The organism is Agrobacterium bohemicum (assembly GCF_001562555.1).
Lineage (GTDB): Bacteria > Pseudomonadota > Alphaproteobacteria > Rhizobiales > Rhizobiaceae > Agrobacterium > Agrobacterium bohemicum.
Window position 1 is genome coordinate 20519 of record NZ_KQ961033.1, and the last position, 18145, is coordinate 38663.

General features: G+C 57.3%; 17 protein-coding genes. 10 read left to right on the forward strand and 7 right to left on the reverse strand.

All coding sequences use genetic code 11. The annotated features are described in order from the left end of the window. Positions 1 to 107: 107 nt before the first annotated feature. Positions 108 to 1232: a CobW family GTP-binding protein gene (locus ATO67_RS17095; RefSeq protein ID WP_067652080.1), complete on the forward strand. Its 1125-nt coding sequence runs from the start codon at positions 108 to 110 to the stop codon at positions 1230 to 1232. Here the strand turns inward: ATO67_RS17095 and ATO67_RS17100 are convergent. The 6 genes from ATO67_RS17100 to ATO67_RS17125 all read right to left on the reverse strand — a co-directional run bounded on the left by ATO67_RS17100 (position 1229) and on the right by ATO67_RS17125 (position 7045). After that, positions 1229 to 2155, reverse strand: a complete 927-nt coding sequence (locus ATO67_RS17100) for an ROK family protein (RefSeq protein WP_067652083.1) — start codon at positions 2153 to 2155, stop codon at positions 1229 to 1231. The genes ATO67_RS17095 and ATO67_RS17100 overlap by 4 nt on opposite strands. A 29-nt stretch (positions 2156 to 2184) precedes the next feature. After that, on the reverse strand, positions 2185 to 3366 hold the full coding sequence (locus tag ATO67_RS17105; protein WP_067652087.1) for a M20 aminoacylase family protein: 1182 nt from the start codon (positions 3364 to 3366) through the stop codon (positions 2185 to 2187). Between the two features lie 72 nt (positions 3367 to 3438). Then, a complete protein-coding gene (locus ATO67_RS17110) occupies positions 3439 to 4221 on the reverse strand; it encodes an amino acid ABC transporter ATP-binding protein (protein ID WP_067652090.1) in 783 nt (260 codons plus the stop codon). Next, entirely contained in the window at positions 4218 to 5141 is a 924-nt protein-coding gene (locus tag ATO67_RS17115; protein ID WP_067652093.1) for an amino acid ABC transporter permease, read from the reverse strand. Before ATO67_RS17115 ends, ATO67_RS17110 begins: the two co-directional genes overlap by 4 nt. Continuing rightward, positions 5138 to 6028, reverse strand: a complete 891-nt coding sequence (locus ATO67_RS17120; protein ID WP_067652096.1) for an ABC transporter substrate-binding protein — start codon at positions 6026 to 6028, stop codon at positions 5138 to 5140. The genes ATO67_RS17115 and ATO67_RS17120 overlap by 4 nt, the downstream gene beginning before the upstream one ends. Before the next feature lie 54 nt (positions 6029 to 6082). Then, entirely contained in the window at positions 6083 to 7045 is a 963-nt protein-coding gene (locus tag ATO67_RS17125; protein ID WP_067652099.1) for a substrate-binding domain-containing protein, read from the reverse strand. Between the two features lie 99 nt (positions 7046 to 7144). Between ATO67_RS17125 and ATO67_RS17130 the strand changes: the two genes are divergently transcribed. Then, complete coding sequence (locus ATO67_RS17130) at positions 7145 to 8473, forward strand: aminotransferase-like domain-containing protein (protein WP_067652102.1); 1329 nt, start codon at positions 7145 to 7147, stop codon at positions 8471 to 8473. Between the two features lie 97 nt (positions 8474 to 8570). Then, complete coding sequence (locus tag ATO67_RS17135; protein WP_245304016.1) at positions 8571 to 9314, forward strand: MOSC domain-containing protein; 744 nt, start codon at positions 8571 to 8573, stop codon at positions 9312 to 9314. Here the strand turns inward: ATO67_RS17135 and ATO67_RS17140 are convergent, their stop codons facing one another. Beyond that, entirely contained in the window at positions 9315 to 10985 is a 1671-nt protein-coding gene (locus ATO67_RS17140; RefSeq protein ID WP_067652105.1) for an FAD/NAD(P)-binding protein, read from the reverse strand. It abuts the gene before it with no gap. Positions 10986 to 11146: 161 nt separating this feature from the next. On the opposite strand from ATO67_RS17140, the gene ATO67_RS17145 reads away from it, so the two are divergent. The 7 genes from ATO67_RS17145 (at position 11147) to ATO67_RS17175 (ending at position 18144) form a co-directional block, all read left to right on the forward strand. Then, complete coding sequence (locus ATO67_RS17145) at positions 11147 to 11863, forward strand: SDR family NAD(P)-dependent oxidoreductase (protein WP_067652107.1); 717 nt, start codon at positions 11147 to 11149, stop codon at positions 11861 to 11863. Between the two features lie 55 nt (positions 11864 to 11918). After that, positions 11919 to 12848, forward strand: coding sequence for a transglycosylase SLT domain-containing protein (locus ATO67_RS17150; RefSeq protein ID WP_067652110.1), 930 nt, complete (start codon positions 11919 to 11921; stop codon positions 12846 to 12848). 203 nt (positions 12849 to 13051) lie between these two features. After that, positions 13052 to 14197 carry an ABC transporter ATP-binding protein gene (locus tag ATO67_RS17155; protein WP_067652113.1) on the forward strand — a complete coding sequence of 382 codons (1146 nt, stop codon included), beginning with the start codon at positions 13052 to 13054 and terminating at the stop codon, positions 14195 to 14197. Positions 14198 to 14265: 68 nt separating this feature from the next. Further along, positions 14266 to 15120: a carbohydrate ABC transporter permease gene (locus ATO67_RS17160; protein ID WP_425352232.1), complete on the forward strand. Its 855-nt coding sequence runs from the start codon at positions 14266 to 14268 to the stop codon at positions 15118 to 15120. Beyond that, positions 15120 to 15941 (forward strand): carbohydrate ABC transporter permease, encoded by an 822-nt coding sequence (locus ATO67_RS17165; RefSeq protein WP_067652118.1) that lies wholly within the window; start codon positions 15120 to 15122, stop codon positions 15939 to 15941. The genes ATO67_RS17160 and ATO67_RS17165 overlap by 1 nt, the downstream gene beginning before the upstream one ends. Before the next feature lie 41 nt (positions 15942 to 15982). Beyond that, positions 15983 to 17275: an ABC transporter substrate-binding protein gene (locus ATO67_RS17170; protein ID WP_067652122.1), complete on the forward strand. Its 1293-nt coding sequence runs from the start codon at positions 15983 to 15985 to the stop codon at positions 17273 to 17275. Between the two features lie 68 nt (positions 17276 to 17343). Continuing rightward, positions 17344 to 18144: a phosphodiesterase gene (locus ATO67_RS17175; RefSeq protein ID WP_067652125.1), complete on the forward strand. Its 801-nt coding sequence runs from the start codon at positions 17344 to 17346 to the stop codon at positions 18142 to 18144. Position 18145 lies beyond the last annotated feature (1 nt).

The window sequence follows — 18145 nt, forward strand, 5'->3', positions numbered from 1 at the left end:
CCAAGACGCGGGCCGGTTCTCTTTTCGTAAATCGGTTTTTCGCCCTTTGCAGGAATTGCACTCAGGCTTAACTTTCAATGTAATGTTCTAACACTACAGGTCGCATCATGGTACAGGATCGCATACCGGTCTCCATCATCACGGGTTTTCTCGGTGCGGGAAAATCGACGCTGCTCAACCAGCTTCTGAAAGACCCTGCGATGCAGGACGCGGCCATCATCATCAACGAGTTCGGTGATGTCAGCATCGACCATCTGCTGGTGGAGCGGTCTGGCGACGGCATCATCGAGCTTGCCGAAGGATGCCTGTGCTGCACCGTGCGCGGTGAATTGGTGGACACGCTGGCCGAACTGATGGACGGCATTCAGACCGGCAAGCTGAAAAAGATCAACCGGGTCGTGATCGAGACGACCGGCCTTGCCGACCCTGCGCCCGTGATGCAGTCAATCATCGGCAACCCGGTCATTGCCCAGAATTTCTCCTTGAATGGCATGGTGACGGTGGTGGATGCCGTGAATGGATTGTCCACGCTCGACCACCACAAGGAAGCGGTCAAGCAGGTTGCAGTCGCGGACCGTCTGGTTTTGACCAAGCAGACGCTTAGTTCGGAGGCGCAGATTGCCGCGCTGACCGAAAGACTAGCCGCCATCAACCCGCGTGCGACCATCGAAGATGGTGATCGCGAAGGCTGGCAGGCTGAGGCGCTTTTGGAAAACGGTCTTTACGATGCGGCAGAAAAGACGGGCGATGTCAGCCGGTGGCTGGGTGAAGAAGCCGGTCACGATCATCATCACCATGGGCATCATCACGATGACCACGGGCAACACCATCACCACCATGATGTGAACCGGCACAATGCCGCGATACGCTCGTTTTCGATTGTGCATGAGCAGCCGATTGACCCGATGGCGATCGAGATGTTCGTTGATCTCTTGCGGTCAGCACACGGCGAGAAGCTGTTGCGCATGAAGGCCATCGTTCAGCTTTCCGATAACCCCGACCGGCCGCTGGTGCTGCACGGCGTACAATCCATTTTTCACCCGCCGCAGCGGCTGGCCGCGTGGCCAGACCCTTCCGACCGGCGGACCCGCATGGTTCTCATCACCGATGATTTGCCGGAAGCCTTCGTCAAGGATCTGTTCGGTGCTTTTACCGGTGCAGTCCGCATCGACAGGCCAGACCGGCAAGCTGTTATGGATAACCCGCTTGCGGTTCCGGGTATGCGGTTCTAGAGCGATTTCACTCGCAGCCCGACAAAATCGAAGCCGAGCACGGCTGCACCGACAAGGCCGGGCTCGATTGTGCATTGCGCCTGCACCACGAGAGGGCGGGAAAACCGACGCAGAATGCGGGCGCGCACGGCTGCATCCAACGCCTCAATCAGTGCCGACGAATTGGAGAGGCCCCCACCCACCGGGATGATGGTTGCGCCGGTAACATTGACCACCAGTGCCAGCGGGCCGGACAGCATGTCGATATAGACGTCCAATGTGCGGGTGGCTTCCGCTTCGCCAGACTGCCAGCTTTTCAAGATATCCTCGGCGGACATGCTTTTTCCTGTGAGATGGCTGTGCAGTTTTTCCATGCCGCGAGCGCTGCAAATGGCGTCGAGACATCCCTCCAGCCCGCAACCGCAGGGAAAGCGCGGCAGGTCCAGCGGCGGATTGCCGGCGCGCGTGGCGGCAACCGGACCATGGCCCCACTCCCCGGCAAAGCCGCCCGCGCTGTTGATGAGCTTTCCGTCAACCACGAGTGCACCACCGACGCCGGTGCCGAGGATGACGCTGAACACCACGTGATGGCCACGCCCTGCGCCGACGCCATATTCAGCCAAGGCGAAGCAATCGGCATCATTGGCGATGATGACAGGCAAGCCGAGCGCTGCCTCCAGATCGGCTTTCAAGGGGCGATCATGGGCGCAGGGTATGTTGGCAATGAAGGACTTGTCGGTATCCGGATCGATGATGCCGGTAATCGACAGCGCGATGCAATCGGGGGAACCGCCGACCTCGGCGATGGCAGATTTCAACACCGAAACGAAGGCATCGAAATCATGGATCGGGGTCTGCCGCCGTGCGAGCGGCCGCACATCATCCAGGCCCCAGGCACCAGCACCCTTGATGGCGGTCCCGCCAATATCGAAACAGACGATCAAATCACAGCTCCCGATGTAAATCGGGGCTCTTATGCCAGATAACGTTCCGCAAGTCTCGCCCACATGGCAGCGCCGACGGTGAGGCTTGCATCGGCAAAATCATATCTCGGGCTGTGCAGGATTGCGGAATTCATGCCATTTCCAAGCCGCAGGAAACTTCCGGGCTTGTGTTCCAGGAAACAGGCGAAGTCTTCGCTACCGGGAATGAGCTGGCAGATCGAGACATTGTCGGCGCCGACGAGTTCTTCCGCAACCATGCGGGCAAACGCGGTTTCCTCTTCCGAGTTGACGACCACGGGATAGCCGCGCTCGTAATCGATCTCTACGGATGCGCTGAAACCATCGACCACGGCGTGCGTCAGCTTGGTAATCCGCTCATGCAGTAGTTCGCGGATAGCAGGATCGAAAGAACGGATGCTGAGCGCAAGCTTGGCGTATTCCGGTATGACATTGACCGCCTCTCCCGCATGGATCGTGCCGACGGTGACGACCGCCGTCTGGGTGGGGTCGATGTTGCGGGCAACGATGGTTTGCAGCGCCACGACCAGATTGCAGGCAACAACGATGGGATCGATGGTGAGATGAGGCCGCGAAGCATGGCCGCCCTTGCCCTTGATGGTGATCTTTGCCGTATCCGAAGACGCCATCATCGGGCCGGACCGCAAAAGAAGCTTGCCTTCAGCGGCACCGGGGTGATTGTGCAGACCGAAAATGGCGTCGATGGGGAAGCGCTCGAACAGGCCGTCATCGATCATCTTCTGCGCGCCGCTCGGCTTGCCACCCTCCTCCGCTGGCTGGAAAATCAGCGTGACCGTGCCGTTGAAACGGCGTGTTCTGGCCAGATGTTGCGCCGCGCCCAGCAACACGGTGGTGTGGCCATCATGGCCGCAAGCGTGCATCTTGCCCGGCACCTTGCTGGCATAGGGCGCTCCGGTTTCCTCTAGAATGGGAAGTGCATCCATGTCGGCGCGGATGCCGATGCTTTTCTTGCTTTCGCCGACCGTCAGCCGTGCCACGACACCATGACCGCCAACGTTGCGCGTGACCTCATAACCCCAGCCTTCCAGCTTTTCTGCGACGTAGCGCGCCGTCTCGGCTTCCTCGAAGGAGAGTTCCGGGTTGGCGTGAAGATATTGCCGCGTCTCTATGAGTTCGGATTCCATATCTGCGAAATCAGACACACGGGTATAGGCATTGTCGAGCACGGTCATGGGAACTCCAGTTCGGAAAAGCATGTGAAGACGCTGACCCGGCCAACTCGTCCGGGGCAGCGCTGACGTCGTTCAGAGAAAGCGCGCCAGAAAAGCCTGCGTACGTGGGTGCTGGGGATTGCCGATCACCTCTTCGGGCGTCCCCATCTCCACGATGTGGCCGCCATCCATGAAGACGACGCGATCCGCCGCTTCCTTGGCAAAGCCGATTTCGTGGGTGACGACGATCATGGTCAGGCCCTGGCGTGCAAGGTCACGCATGGTGGACAGAACTTCGCCGACCAGTTCAGGGTCGAGCGCGGATGTCGGCTCATCGAACAGCATCAGCTTAGGCTTGATGGCAAGCGCGCGGGCAATCGCCACCCGCTGTTGTTGGCCGCCGGAAAGCTGGCGTGGATAGTTGTCCGCTTTGTCGGACAGTCCGACTTTTTGCAACAGCTCCCGTGCATAGGCCATGGCCTGTGCCTTGCTTTCACCGTGCACGCCGACCGGCGCTTCGATGATGTTCTGCAACGCCGTCATATGCGGATAGAGGTTGAACTGCTGGAACACCATGCCGATGTTGCGACGTTGCGCGGCGATGGCATTGCCGGACAGCTTCTCCAGCTTGTTGTTGCGGAAGCGATATCCGATCTGCTCCCCACCCACTTCGATAGAACCGCGATTGATCGATTCCAGATGGTTGATGCAGCGCAGGAAGGTGGATTTACCGGAGCCCGAAGGGCCGAGAACGACCACGACTTCTCCCGGAAACACCTCGAGATCGATGCCTTTGAGGACTTCAAGCTGATCGAAGGCCTTGTGGACATTACGGGCGCGCACGAGTGGCTGTTTTTCATGATTTGCAGCGGTCATGGCGTCGCCTCCTGCTGAACGGCGGGTGCTTGGGCAGTGGCCGTGCGACGGTCGCCTCTGCCATAATAACGCTCGATATAACCCTGGCCAATATTAAGAACGGAGGTGATCAGCAGATACCAGATGACCGCGACCATCAGCATCGGGACGATTTCAAAGGTGCGGTTGTAGATCGACTGGACCGAGTAGAGCAGATCAGCCATGGCGATGACGCTGACCAGCGAGGTCGCCTTGATCATGCTGATCAACTGGTTGCCGGTTGGCGGGACGATGGAGCGCATGGCCTGCGGAATGATGATGCGCCACAAAGCGCGCGCCTTGGTCATGCCGAAGGCTTCCGCCGTTTCTGCCTGACCTCTATCGACGGAGAGAAGGCCGCCGCGGATGATCTCGGCCATATAGGCCGCTTCGTTGAGTGCCAGCCCGACGATGGCAGCCGTCATCGGCGTGATGACCGAGTTGGTTTCCCAGCTGATCAACGTTGGACCGAAGGGAATGGAGATGGAGATTTCTGGAAACAATGTGGAAAGATTATACCAGAAGATAAGCTGGACAAGCAGAGGCGTTCCACGGAAGAACCAGACGAATAGCCCGGACAGCGAGCTTGCCAGAACGTCCTGAGACATGCGCGCGACTGCCAGCAAAAGGCCCAGAACGACGCCGATCAACATAGCCACGACCGTCAGCCCGAGGCTGACGGAGAGACCCTGCATAACGGTAGGGTCAAAAAAATACTGCGCGACAACAGGCCAGCCGAAGTTTTCGTTGTTGGCGACGATCCATGCGAAGTTGGTGGCAATCAGGATGGTGATGAGCCAGAGCGTGACCCGACCCGTTTGAAAAGGGCGATGGGCATTTGCCACATCGCGCGGGTCCGCACCGCCGGGAGGCGATGCGGCGTGAGCCTGAGCCGCACTCATTTCTTTTCAACTCCCACCAGATTGATGCCCGGTGTTTTGATCTCGTTGTTTGCGAGACCCCATTTTTTCATGATGGTGCCATAGGTGCCGTTATCGATGAGGACCTTGACGCCATCCCGCAAAATTTCGCCCAATGGCGAGCCCTTGGGCACGACGGCACCTTGAAACAGGTCATCGAAGCCATTTTTCTCACCCACGCCGGTGAGTTCCAGTTGGCCATTGGCCTGCGAGACAAAATAGGTCAGCGGTGCCTGCGACGAGAAGAAAGCGTCGGCGCGCTTGGAGCGAACCGCCAGAATGGAGCTTGGCTGGTCGGTGTAGGACTTAACCTCGACAGGTTTCTTGCCATCGGCCGTGCATTTTTCGACCTGCGCCTTAATGACTTTTTCGGCCGAGCCGCCAGCCATGACCGCAATGCGGGTGCCGCAGGCCGTGTCCAGCGAGACGATGCCCTTTGGATTGCCCTTCTGTACGGCGAAGACGACGAATTCCTGGACCCAATCCACGAAGTCATTGGCTTCCTGACGGGTCTTGAAATCGCCCACGGGGCCGAATGCGAACTGGTATCGACCGGAATTGACGCCAGACAAAAGTGCTGGAAGACCGCCGACCGTGGCATGTTCGATCTTCACGCCGAGCAATTGACCCAGAGCGTCTGTGAGGTCGGCACTTGCACCGGTCAGTTCAGTTCCCGTGACGATTTCATAGGGAGGAAAAGAACCGTTATTGACGGAAATCATCTTGCCGTCGGTGCGGATTTTCTCCGGCAGGCGGGCATTCAGCTCCTTATTGAGTGTCTGTTGTGGAATGGCTGCATTCTGCGCCAGCACTGGCGTAGCAAGAAGCAAACCCAGAAGAGCGACGGATGTGGTCAATTTCGAGTACATGGCATTCCCCTTTTTTTGTTTAACTCGGAAGATCGTCGTGTTTGAATTCTCGTATCAGCGGCCAGCGGCATGCATTGGAAAAAGGTCCGCAGGCGAAAGCAGGCGTGGCAGGATTTTCTGCTCGTGAAGTTCCAGAGCGAAATCGGCGATCATTTTTTCGTTGGCTTCGAAGCCATTAACGCTCCACGACGGAGAAAGATCGGCAGCACAACGGCGCAACTCATCGATCATCCACGGCGTCGTGTCGGCATATTTCTCGCGCTTTTCCAGCCACATGCGCTGGGACGCATCCAGTAGCTCGCTCAATTCATCCATGATCCACGGATGCTCGTGCACGATTTCGGCCTTGAAACCAATCAAATGCATGCCCGGCACATATCCGACATCATTGAAATAATCGACTTCGGCAGAGCGGTAATCGTCAAGCACCTGCCGCAGGGTCGAGTCCTTATCGAAGAAGCCTTTGGGCATGAAGGGTGTGAACACGGCGTCCAGCCCGCCATCCTCCAGCAGATCGACCATCGGGCGCTCACCGGGCACAGCTTCGATACGACCGGAGCGGCCAAAGCCATCGAGACGATCGGTGATGGGGTGATCTTTCGTCAGACGTCCAGCATACCACATCGCGTCCTCGACGCCGACGCCTTCGCGACGAACGGCTGCACGGGTCCAGGTATTGCCGGAATCCCGCCAGCCGGTAACGCCGATCTTCTTGCCAGCGAGATCCGACAATTGCCTGATGGAACTAGCCTTGCTGGTGATGATGCAGCGATGACGGAAACCGCGCATGATGAAATTGGGAACGCCGACCACGCTTTCATCCCCGTCGTGACGCATTTGCGCATAACGGCTGAACGATGTTTCGGCAGCATCATAGGCAGTCTCGGTCGCGACATTGGAGACGAGCGTTCCCACACGGTCAACTTTGATATCGAGGCGGGGCGAGGACACATCTCCAAGGACCAGCGGGGTCATATAGTCCCAGTCACGGAGTGCAAGGCGAAGCGTCACGGTCATGCTGAATGCTCACAAAAAAATCTCGGTAAGCAAAAGTTAAATGTTCAAATTACAAACATCAAATGTTATTACGTTATTGAACATTTAAAGGCAAAAATTTTGAGCAACACCTTCACGGCATCACGGCTTGCCGAAAAAATAGCCGACAGAACCATTCGCGGTATTGCACTTGAGACGAGCGCCCTCATCCGCGCTGGTGTTCTGCCCGTGGGCACACGGCTGCCGTCCATCCGCGATCTGGCTTATGAGCTGGGCATAAGTCCCGCAACGCTTTCCGAAGCATGGGCGGATTTGCGCCGCCACAAGGTCATAACGGGGCGCGGACGAAACGGCACCTGGGTCAGTGGCGACCGCTTCATTGCCAAGCCGGAACGCTTTGCCAGCGCCGGGAACTATGCCCCCAATGCGCTGGACCTGACCCTTGCCGTTCCCGATACAGCATTTTTGCCGCCATTGGCCGAAGCTCTCGCCCATGCCGCGACGGTGGATAAACTCAACGATTACGAACGCAGCCGCATCATTCCCGAATTGCAATCAGCCGTCAACGAGCGTTGGCCCTATCAGCCGGAGGCCTTTCTGGTGACGAATGGCGGCTATAATGCCGTCTACACCGCCATCCGCGCCCTCGTTTCCCCGGGCTCGGCCGTTGCCATCGAAAATCCGACAGCGATGCGGCTTCTCGACATTCTGGAGGATTTCGGGGTCAAGATTATTCCCGTGATGTGCGATGAACAAGGCCCGACGCCAGCATCCCTGCATGCAGCACTTCGGGAGCGCCCGACCGTGTTCGTTTTTCAGCCGCGCCTGCACTCCGTGACAGGACAGACCGTCAGTGCAGACCGGATGGCGGAACTGGGAGACATTTTGCAAGGGAGTGAAACGCTGATCATCGAAGATGACGGATTGGGCGACATTTCTACAGCCCCCGCCCAGTCCTTGGGCAATCGTTTTCCCGACCGAACCATTCACATTCTGTCCTACTCGAAGACGCTGGGGCCGGATCTGCGCCTTGCGGTGCTGTCCAGCTCAGCATCGATCGTGGAGCAGATTCAGTCGTACCGCGCTTTCAGCGCCGGATGGACGAGCCGCGTGCTACAGGGAGCAACAGCCTGGCTTTTGCGCAATCCGCAAAGCTGGGAGATCGTTGCACAAGCCCGCGCCGCCTATCAGCATCGCCGCGATGGTCTGACGGATGCCCTGACGTCGCGGGGGATCGATATACGTCCCGGCAGCGGCCTTTGCATCTGGCTGCCGGTGGCTTCCGAGCCCTTTGCCACGGTCACGCTGGCGGCCCGCAACATTGCCATCAACCCCGGACGAAAGTTCACACTTCTGCCCGGAGACCATATCCGAATTGCCACATCCACGCTGAGCGAGGAGAAATGGGACAGCGTCGCGGATGCTGTGGCCTTGGCCAGCGCGGTGTGAGTGTAAAGCACATGGCGAACGTCGATTTCGACGATGGAACCAGCTCTCCACAACACAGTTTTCTGTCCGACATAGAAATGAAAAGATCGGAATTGCATTGACATTATTGGGGACGGTCGAGGAAATCTGGCGCTATCCGGTCAGTTCGCTCAGTGGGGAGCAATTGACCTCGGTAGAGATCGAAGCGGACGGAATTCCGAGCGACAGGAACTGGTGTGTCGTTGATGCCCAATCCGGCAACGCCGCTTCTCCCGAAAAAGAAGAGCGCTGGCGGCCCGCGCTGTTCCTGCAATCGCGTCTGGCTGAAACTGTTCCCGAAATTGGCTTCCCGGATGGAAGCTGGCTTGCGGTAACAGACCCGGAAACAGGATTGAAGCTATCGCAGCATTTCGGCTTCGCCGCTGCCGTTTGGCCCTACGAAAAGGGAAAGGCACCAATGCGCGAAGACCATCGCGTTGCCGTCAACAGGTATGAGCCAAGTCCGTTGCATCTGATCACGACCAGCTCTCTTGACCATCTCTCCAACCTCATAGGGACGGAGAAAGTTCACAGCAAACGCTTTCGCCCGACGATCGTGCTGAGAACACATGGTGACGCTGAGTTTCGTGAGAAGGCGTGGATTGGCCAGCGTCTACAAATCGGGGCCCATATTGCTGCTTTGGCATCCGAGGAAACAAAAAGATGCGGATTAACGCTGATCGCCCAGCCGGAAATCACAGAGAACCCTGAAATTCTCCGTACCATTCTTCGCCAGAACCGACGCAATTTCGGCATATACGGGTCTATCGAAACCGCTGGTGTCGTTGCCATCGGTGACAGCGTTCACCTGATCGACACCTGATCAGGCGACTTCGAGTGCCGGAGTTGCGATGGTTTCCAATATGGCCTGCGAGACCGTGTATCCGATATCGCGAGCGCTGGTGATGCCCTGGACGAACGGAAGTTTGTGCAGCAGGAATGCAATCGAACCGCAATAGAGCTGGTTGGTCAGATTGTCATGGAAGATCGGCCTGAACTTATCGTCCAGATCGATACCACCGGTCCGCACGAACTGATCGTCAACACTCACCATTGAAGACGCTGTCGTGGTCGTCGCCTTGAGAACGACACCCTGTTTTTTCAGAGTCGGGAATGGGATATCACGCGCCGACAGCGTGTGCTGGCCGGTGGCATCGATGAAGGCATAGAACTGAAGGCTATTGCCGTTGCTGTGAACGACAGCGCCCCGTTCGACGGCCTTGTTGTCGATATCGCTCTCATTGCCCAGCGCCAGAATGTCGAGTTTACCGGCGCGATGAAGCGCCAGCAGGCGGCGGATCGACGCGTGCGGAACGGTGGCGTAATCGTCAACGAAGACCGTCTTGAAATATGTATGAAAGCGTTCGAGGTCTTTTTCGTTCAGATGCGGGATAGCTAAGGCGATGACTTCATGCATGCGCAAAATGGCATAGCGCCATTCCACCGTATATTTACGCACCTTGTTGGCTTCAGCTTCAGCCAGATTGCGCGCCGCCCATGCGAAAGGCGGTGTGGTTTCGCGATCATGGAAATACGCCTTGGCGATGGTCTCCACGGTCAGCTGCGAAAGGCCGATATGTGAGGCGTACTCAGGATCGCAAAACACCAGCTCGGCCTTGAACAGTTCAAATACCGCATTCAGCAGATCATGACGGCGTGTGGCGATCAGATTCTGGATGGCTGTTTCCGTGCAAAACTGGAGCGGTCTGTAGGGAATTTCGCCATAGAAATCCGCCTCCGGCAAGACGCCCTTTCGCGACATCATCGTTACATGCAGACCTTCCGTGTCAGGAAGAGCGTGATATTGCAGATCACCCTGCTCATCGAGGAGGAATGAGCCATGCGCGGTGGCAACTGTGATCAAAGCGTCGATACCGCTCAAGGACGTGCCTAAAATGCCGACCTTGCAAGGCTTGATCGATTTCAGCACCGGCGCTGGCCAAGGGGATACGTAATAGCCAGGCTTGATCTCGGTCGTCTCAGGAAAATCGTGACCGGTTGCCATGACCACGTGATCGAAAGCAAACTCCAGACTTTCGCCATCCGGTGCTTTCACGCTCAGGCGAATGTCTGTCGGTCTTAGCTCGATGTCGGCTACGCGGTGCGATGCCTTCACCTCAATCGTGTGGCCGTTGGATCTGCCGATATTCAGAAGCTGCAAAAACTGCGCGTACAGGAACTCGCCCAGAACAACGCGTGGATAAAACTCACGCTCGTCTATGCTGGCACGCTCTACGCCAAAACGTTGCAGTTCCTCATCCGTCTGGCGCAAAAGCCATTGCATCAGGGTCTCGCAGACGGGCGGCAACTCGATACTTGCGATATTGGAAAGCATGGCACGGTCGTTGAGCGCCGGATGATAAGGTGTCCCTTTGCCCGGATCCGATTCACTTTCAAAAACAGTGATGGAAAGTGGTTCGGATTTTCCGACCAAGCCCTTCAACGTGTATATTCCCGTTGGGCCAGAGCCGATGATGGCAATTTTAGGTGTCATATGCAGAATAAACCCCGTGACGCAGCGCCGACTGACGCCTGTTACAAACCGGAAGACACCTTCGAAGTTCCCTCGATAGAGGCGATGGACATGAGATAATCTTTATTCGAAAGAGAGGTTGCAATGGTGAACATAGATCGTTCGAACTCGTTTCCTGTTTTATGAGAACATCCAGCGATCCACTCCTCGCGTCCCTGCCTCCCGGTTTTGGCGCGGTCGTCATTGGTGCAAGCGGCGGCATCGGCTCCGCGCTGTGCCAGCATTTGCAACGGGAGCCCCATGTCGGCAAAGTCTTTCCGCTGTCGCGCAGCGAAGGGCAGATCGATCTTCTGGATGAAACCAGCATCGAGAAAGCCGCACAACAGCTCCAGGGCAAATCTATCCAGCTTGTGATCTGCGCAACGGGGGTGCTCGACGTGGACGGACATCCCCCGGAAAAATCTCTGAAGCAGGTGGACCCGGACATCATGCTGCGGGAATTCAGCATCAATGCCGTCGGTCCCGCACTGATCGCCAAACATTTTCTGCCTTTACTGGATCGCAAGGAGCGAAGCATCGTCGCGTTTCTGTCGGCGCGTGTCGGCTCCATCGGGGATAACAGGCTGGGCGGGTGGATTTCCTATCGCGCTTCGAAAGCGGCCCTCAACCAGATCGTCCGCACCACCGCGATTGAATATGCAAGAACGCATCCCGATATGGTGCTGACGGCGATCCATCCGGGGACCGTCAGAACGAATTTGTCGAAGCCTTACGCCGGTGGTCACCGCACTGTTTCGCCAGACGAAGCGGCGGCCTCCATTCTCAGCACGCTGAATACGCTCCGCCCCGACGCATCAGGCGGTTTCATTGCCTATGACGGCAGCGCAATCCCCTGGTAGAAACAGACCTCCGCAATAGCGACAATCTCGAAAAAGCAGGCGAGTAAATTTCAGCATGAACTTCAACAACCTGACCACCGCAGGATTGATCGCGCTGGGGGCTCTGCTCAGCCTACCGATTTTTGCGACGCAGGCAGCAGTGGGTGCAGAGGATGACGAGGCAGCGTGCCTTTATGAGCGAAGCCGGGGCGCGCACAACATCTGCATCCGCAAGAGTTCGTTCAATACCGATCTGTGCCGGACAATGGCGCGTTTTGCCGAAGAAAATAATGTCCCGCCTGCCTTCTTCGCGCGTCTGATCTGGCGCGAAAGCCTCTTTCGTGCAGAGGCCTTGAGCTTCAAGGGCGCGGAAGGCATAGCCCAGTTCATGCCCGCAACCGCCAAAAGCCGCGGTTTGGTCAACAGCTTCGACGTAATCGACGCTCTGGAGGCATCCGCATCCTATTTGAAGGAACTGGAAGGGCGCTTCGGAAACTTCGGTTTTGCTGCAGCAGCTTACAATGCCGGTGAGAACGGGCTTGCCCGTTTCCTCACAAATGGGCGCCTGCCGACAGAAACGCGTGACTATGTGTTTGCCATCACAGGGCATACCATCGAAACATGGCGTGACGCCCCACCGGGGATCGCTGCACCCGAACTTGACGATACCCTGCCGTTTCAGGATGCGTGTCTGGCACTTGCCGAAACGCGGCGCATGCAGGAACCGGTTTTCAGCGGCTCCGCAGACTGGGCTCCCTGGGGTGTCCAGCTTGCGGCGCATTACCGTCCAGCGGTCGTGGAAACATTGTTTACGAGAGCGATCAGCCGGCTGCCGTCTCCCATCAACGAGGAGCGCGCCTTGATCGTTCGGCAGCGCGGCGGCAACTTCGGAAACCGCCCGCGCTACGCGGCAAGGATAGGGCGGGAAACACGCGCCGAAGCCAACCTTCTGTGTGAGCAGATCAGAACTGCAAAGGTTGCCTGCACGGTTTTGCGGAATCGGTAAGCCACCGGCGTCTTGGCCGTTTCAAAAGATTGCACGAACGGAACTTCACCGCCGGACGTTGCTTTTTTCCTATTTAGCAACGCAAGGAGGTATGACCTGCAACCACAGGTCATCAAGACCTGTTTTCGTTACGGAATCTTCTCAAAACTGTCGCAAGGCCGTCATCTGACCGCTTCATACGCGCCTTTGAAAAGGAGCGCAAAATGCAGCCTCAGTCACTTACACTCTCTGGAATTGGTAAGGGTTTCGGAGCCGATGACGTGCTCAAGGGCATCGATCTGTCCATTCGTCCCGGCGAATTTTTGTCGCTGGTCGGCATGTCGGGTTGCGGCAAGTCCACCTTGCTCCGGATCATCGCTGGTCTCGAAGCTGCGGATCGCGGCACTGTTTCAATCGGCAGCCGTGATGTTACGGATGTCGATCCGGCGGATCGAAACCTCGCCATGGTTTTTCAGTCCTACGCGCTTTATCCTCATATGAGTGTCTACGACAATATCGCGACTCCACTGAGAATGCGTCGCCTCTCCTTCTGGGCAAGGTTGCCGCTGGTGGGACGCATGGCCGCAAACGCCGAAACGTTGCGTGACATCGACGCTGCGGTAAAGGATGCAGTCGAGGTGCTTCAGATCGGCCATCTGCTCGACCGTCGCCCGGCACAACTGTCCGGTGGCCAGCGCCAGCGCGTGGCCCTTGCGCGTGCACTGGTGCGTTCGCCGGCTGCATTTCTGATGGATGAGCCGCTATCGAACCTCGATGCCAAGCTGCGCGCGCATATGCGTGGAGAACTGACCAGCCTGCACGACCGCCTTGGCGCGACCTTCGTTTACGTCACGCATGACCAGATCGAGGCGATGACCATGTCCGACCGGATCGCCCTGATGTCGGAAGGCCGCATCGAGCAACTGGGCACGCCGGATGAGCTTTATCAACAGCCCGCGACACTGACGGTTGCCCGCTTCATCGGAACACCGTCGATCAATCTGTTGCCGGTGGAAATCGGAGCATCTGGCGAGATCGTGATGTTTGGACGAAAGCTTGGGCTTGGAGCGCACAGCGTTGCGGCAGGTCCGGCCACTCTCGGCATCCGTGCCGAAGATATCTTCCCATCTGCGGAAGGCATTGAAGCACGTATTGTTCGGACCGAAACGCAAGGGGCTGACCGCTACGTCATTCTTCAACTGATCGACGACACCTCCATCAACCTCATCATGCGCCAGAGGGCCGGTGACACCCTCAATGCCGACGATGACGGCAAGGTTCGGCTGGGATTTACAAAGACACATGTGCATTTGTTCGGCGCTGACGAGAAACGCTGCGAAGTGATGTTGCAAGAGCAGGTGCCGGCGTGAGTGCGGTTGTTCCAGTCTCTGCGGCCCTGTCAGACGAAAAATTGAAAAGCTCATCGACAGCGCGTCGCATGGCGCGGCGTGGTATTTTCTTCGTTCTTCCGGCAGTCCTGTTGCTGCTGGCGATCTATATCATTCCGATGATCGTGCTTGCCGTCTTCTCGGTCACGGATTACCAACTGGGCGCGATTTCTACGAATTTTGTTGGTCTGGCAAATTTCCACAAGGCATTCAGCGACCCCGTCTTTCTGCGCGCCATGGCCAATACCGTGCTCTATGCCGTCATCGTTATTCCCGTTGGTGTCTTCCTCGCTCTCGGCATTGCACTACTGGTTTATAACCGCAAGCGCAGCCGCGCCTTCTGGGAAATCGCCTACTTCCTGCCTGTCACCGCGACACTTGTCGCCATGGCAACCGTGTTTCAGTTCCTGCTGCATCCCTCCCTTGGCCCGGTCAATGCGGCCATCAAATGGATGGGATTTGAGCCCGTGGGCTTTCTTTCAAACCCTTCCCTGCTCATTCCGACGATGGCCATTATCGGCATCTGGCAGGTTCTCGGCTTCAACATGGTTCTGTTTCTGGCCGGTTTGACAGCTATTCCCAAGGACTTGCATGAGGCAATCCGGCTGGACGGCGCAAAGAACCCGATCGACCGCTTTTTCAAGGTGACGTGGCCGATGCTGGGACCAACGACAATGTTCGTCGTCGTCACCACGTCGATTTCCGCCTTCAAGGTTTTCGAGACCGTGGCGGTTCTGACAAAGGGGCGGTCCGGGTCGGAAGTGCTTTTGTTTGCACTTTATCTCGAAGGTTTCGAATACTCCAACACGGGTTACGCAGCAGCCCTGACGCTGATTTTTCTGGCAATCGTTCTGGTTCTTTCAATCGGCCAGACGGTGCATATGGACCGGAAGGTGCATTATTGATGGTCGCTCTTCGCAAATATCTGCCGCACCTCATTCTGGCCGTTGGCGCATTCGTGATGCTGCTACCGTTTTACTGGATGTTCCTGACGTCGATCCGTTCGCCGGCGGAAATCTTCAGCGTATCGCTGTGGCCGATACCGGAGAAATTCGCGGCCATCGATAACTACACGCGCGCGGCCAGCCAGGTGCCGATGTTGCGCTTCATGCTGAACGGCGTGATCGTCTGTTTCGGCATTCTCATCGTTCAGGTGCTGACGGCGGTTCCCGCCGCCTATGCGCTGGCAAAACTTCGTTTTCCCGGTCGCAAACTGTTGCTGACGCTGGTGATTGCGGCACTCTGCGTACCGATCCAGGCGCTCGCCCTGCCGCTGTTCGTCGGTTTGGCGAAGGCGCAATTGCTGAACACCTATTTCGCAATGATGATGCCGTTTCTGCTTTCGGTCTTTGCGATCTTCCTGTTCAACCAGTCCTTCCGCAGCTACCCCAACGAGGTCATAGAAGCGGCCCGCATGGATGGTTTTTCGGAGCTGGAAATCTGCTGGCGTCTGGTGCTGCGCGGCTCTTTGCCATCGCTTGCAGCGTTTTCGGTCTTCTCGCTGGTGGCGCACTGGAACGACCTCTACTGGCCGATGATCGTCGTCACCGATACCAATCTTGCCCCGCCGCCGCTTGGAATGCTGTTTTTTGCCGACGTCGAGTCCGGCGCGAACTACGGCGCGCTGATGGCGGGAGCGACGATCATCACGGCACCCATGGTCATCTGCTTCCTTTTGGCCAGACGGCATTTCATCGCAGGCATCACCATGACCGGCGTGAAGTAACTTCCCTCTCCTTCCTCCCAACAGCACCTCTGGAGAACGACATGAAAATCAACCGACGGACCGCACTTGGCGGCCTGGCCCTTAGCATCGCTCTTGCCGGCGTTTCAACGCCGAGCTTTGCTGCCGACGTAACCCTCAACGTCCTTTACAATCTGCCGGGCTTCACGAAATTCCATCAGCCGCTGGCCGATGAATTCATGAAGAACAACCCAGACATCAAGATCAACTTTCTGGCTCCGGCACCGGGCTATAATGACGGCCAGCAGCAGGTGCTGCGCGCTGCCGTGACCGGCAATCTGCCGGATGTCTATTTCTCCGGTTACAATCTGACGGCAGAACTGGTGCATGCACTCGTTCCGCGCAAGCAGATCACAGACCTGGCGCCGTTCATCGAAGCCGAAGGCGGTCAGTCCTTCCTCGACAAAAACTACACGCCGAACATGGCGGCACTGGGCAAGATCGACGGCAAGCAGTACGGCCTGCCCGTCAACGCCTCATCGCCAATCATCTACGTCAATGCCGAACTGGTGCGCAAAGCAGGTGGTGATCCTGCCAACATGCCGAAGACCTTCGACGGCTTGATTGCGCTTGCCAGCAAAATCCACCAGCAGGATACCAAAGTCTCTGGAATGGGCTACGACATCAACCTGTGGCCGGATGACTGGCTGTGGCAGGCGTTGATCACCCAGCAGGGCGGCAAGCTGGTGGATGAAGCAACCAAGACTGTCGGCTTCAACAACGAAATCGGCCTCAACGCCCTCAAGCTCACCCGTCGTTTCGTCACCGAAGGCGGCCAGAACCTGTTAGATTGGGACCAGTCCCGTCAGCAATTCGGTGCTGGCCTGACAGGCTTCATCTTCTCCACGCCTGCGCATGTTCAAACCATCGAAGCACTGGTTGGCGACCGTTTCGAGCTGAAGACCTCGACCTTCCCGCTCGACAACCCGGAAAAGGGTGGCGTACCGACAGGCGGCAACTCGGCTGTGATGTTGACGCAGGACAAGGCCAAGCAGGATGCTGCCTGGAAATACATGAAGTGGATCACCGGTCCTGAAGCCCAGAACGTTATCGTTCGCATCACCGGCTACCTGCCAACCAACAAGCTCGCCATCGGCCCCGATTTTCTGGCACCGTATTATGCCGAGCATCCAAATGTGAAGACCGCTTCGTTGCAGGCAGAGCGTTCGCTTCCATGGGCTGGATATCCGGGCGGTGACTCCGTTCGCATCTGGCGCACCCAGCGCGACATCATCGGCACCGTGATGCGCGGCGAAGTGACACCGGAAGACGGCCTGAAGCAGATTGTCGAGCAGACCAACGGCTTGATGAAGTAAACGACGACATTGATTAATGGCTGCGGGGAGTGCCCCCGCAGCCAACCCTATTGCCTGAAAGCTCCGCCATGAAAATCATCCAGATCACCGATACGCACCTCATGCTTTCCGGCCAGTCCGTGAACGGCGTCGATCCTGAAAAGCAGTTGCGTGCCGCTGTGACCGACATTCTCGACAAGCACATGGACACGGATCTGCTGGTCATGACGGGTGATCTCTGCAATTTCGGGGACCCGGAGGCCTATGACATTCTTCGCGATATTCTTGCGTCCGTCCCATTCGACGTGCGGCTGATGCTGGGTAACCATGACGACCGACCGAATTTCCGGGTCGCCTTTCCAGAGCATCCCCATGACGAAAACGGCTTCATCCAGTCTTTTATGGATACGGATTTCGGACGTCTGATCTTCCTAGACAGCCACGAAGCTGGCGTCATCGGTGGCATATATGGCGAAGACCGCATGGCGTTTCTTGCAGATGCGCTGGAAAATGCTGGCAATCTGCCGGTAACGGTTTTCATCCATCATCCGCCGATGGACTGCGGCATTGCCCACTTCGAGAAGATCGGGATGCACGATGACGGTGCTGTCATGCGTAAGCTTGCGACCCATAAGGGTGGCATTCGGCATATCGTGTTCGGCCATATTCATGTGCCGTTAGCCGGCACAAGTGCAGAAGGCATCGCCTTCAGTTCGGGCCAGGCATGCGCCCATCGCTTCATTACCGACCTGACCAGCCCTATGCCTTTCTGGACCGGCGGCAATCCATGCTACCGCATCATCACGCTCGATGCACAGGGCTTTCGGGCCTACGGCATTGAAGTGGGTGAGGTGGTGACGGGGCAGGCACCGGTCTGCGACGGGCCTTAAC

What these genes read in the sequence shown, in the direction of transcription:
- ATO67_RS17170 (WP_067652122.1), top strand. Translation starts at nt 15,983, where the DNA reads ATGAAAATCAACCGACGGACCGCACTTGGCGGCCTGGCCCTTAGCATC.
- ATO67_RS17175 (WP_067652125.1), top strand. Translation starts at nt 17,344, where the DNA reads ATGAAAATCATCCAGATCACCGATACGCACCTCATGCTTTCCGGCCAG.
- ATO67_RS17140 (WP_067652105.1), bottom strand. Translation starts at nt 10,985, where the DNA reads ATGACACCTAAAATTGCCATCATCGGCTCTGGCCCAACGGGAATATAC.
- ATO67_RS17125 (WP_067652099.1), bottom strand. Translation starts at nt 7,045, where the DNA reads ATGACCGTGACGCTTCGCCTTGCACTCCGTGACTGGGACTATATGACC.
- ATO67_RS17160 (WP_425352232.1), top strand. Translation starts at nt 14,266, where the DNA reads ATGGCGCGGCGTGGTATTTTCTTCGTTCTTCCGGCAGTCCTGTTGCTG.
- ATO67_RS17110 (WP_067652090.1), bottom strand. Translation starts at nt 4,221, where the DNA reads ATGACCGCTGCAAATCATGAAAAACAGCCACTCGTGCGCGCCCGTAAT.
- ATO67_RS17150 (WP_067652110.1), top strand. Translation starts at nt 11,919, where the DNA reads ATGAACTTCAACAACCTGACCACCGCAGGATTGATCGCGCTGGGGGCT.
- ATO67_RS17095 (WP_067652080.1), top strand. Translation starts at nt 108, where the DNA reads ATGGTACAGGATCGCATACCGGTCTCCATCATCACGGGTTTTCTCGGT.
- ATO67_RS17105 (WP_067652087.1), bottom strand. Translation starts at nt 3,366, where the DNA reads ATGACCGTGCTCGACAATGCCTATACCCGTGTGTCTGATTTCGCAGAT.
- ATO67_RS17145 (WP_067652107.1), top strand. Translation starts at nt 11,147, where the DNA reads ATGAGAACATCCAGCGATCCACTCCTCGCGTCCCTGCCTCCCGGTTTT.
- ATO67_RS17120 (WP_067652096.1), bottom strand. Translation starts at nt 6,028, where the DNA reads ATGTACTCGAAATTGACCACATCCGTCGCTCTTCTGGGTTTGCTTCTT.
- ATO67_RS17155 (WP_067652113.1), top strand. Translation starts at nt 13,052, where the DNA reads ATGCAGCCTCAGTCACTTACACTCTCTGGAATTGGTAAGGGTTTCGGA.
- ATO67_RS17165 (WP_067652118.1), top strand. Translation starts at nt 15,120, where the DNA reads ATGGTCGCTCTTCGCAAATATCTGCCGCACCTCATTCTGGCCGTTGGC.
- ATO67_RS17115 (WP_067652093.1), bottom strand. Translation starts at nt 5,141, where the DNA reads ATGAGTGCGGCTCAGGCTCACGCCGCATCGCCTCCCGGCGGTGCGGAC.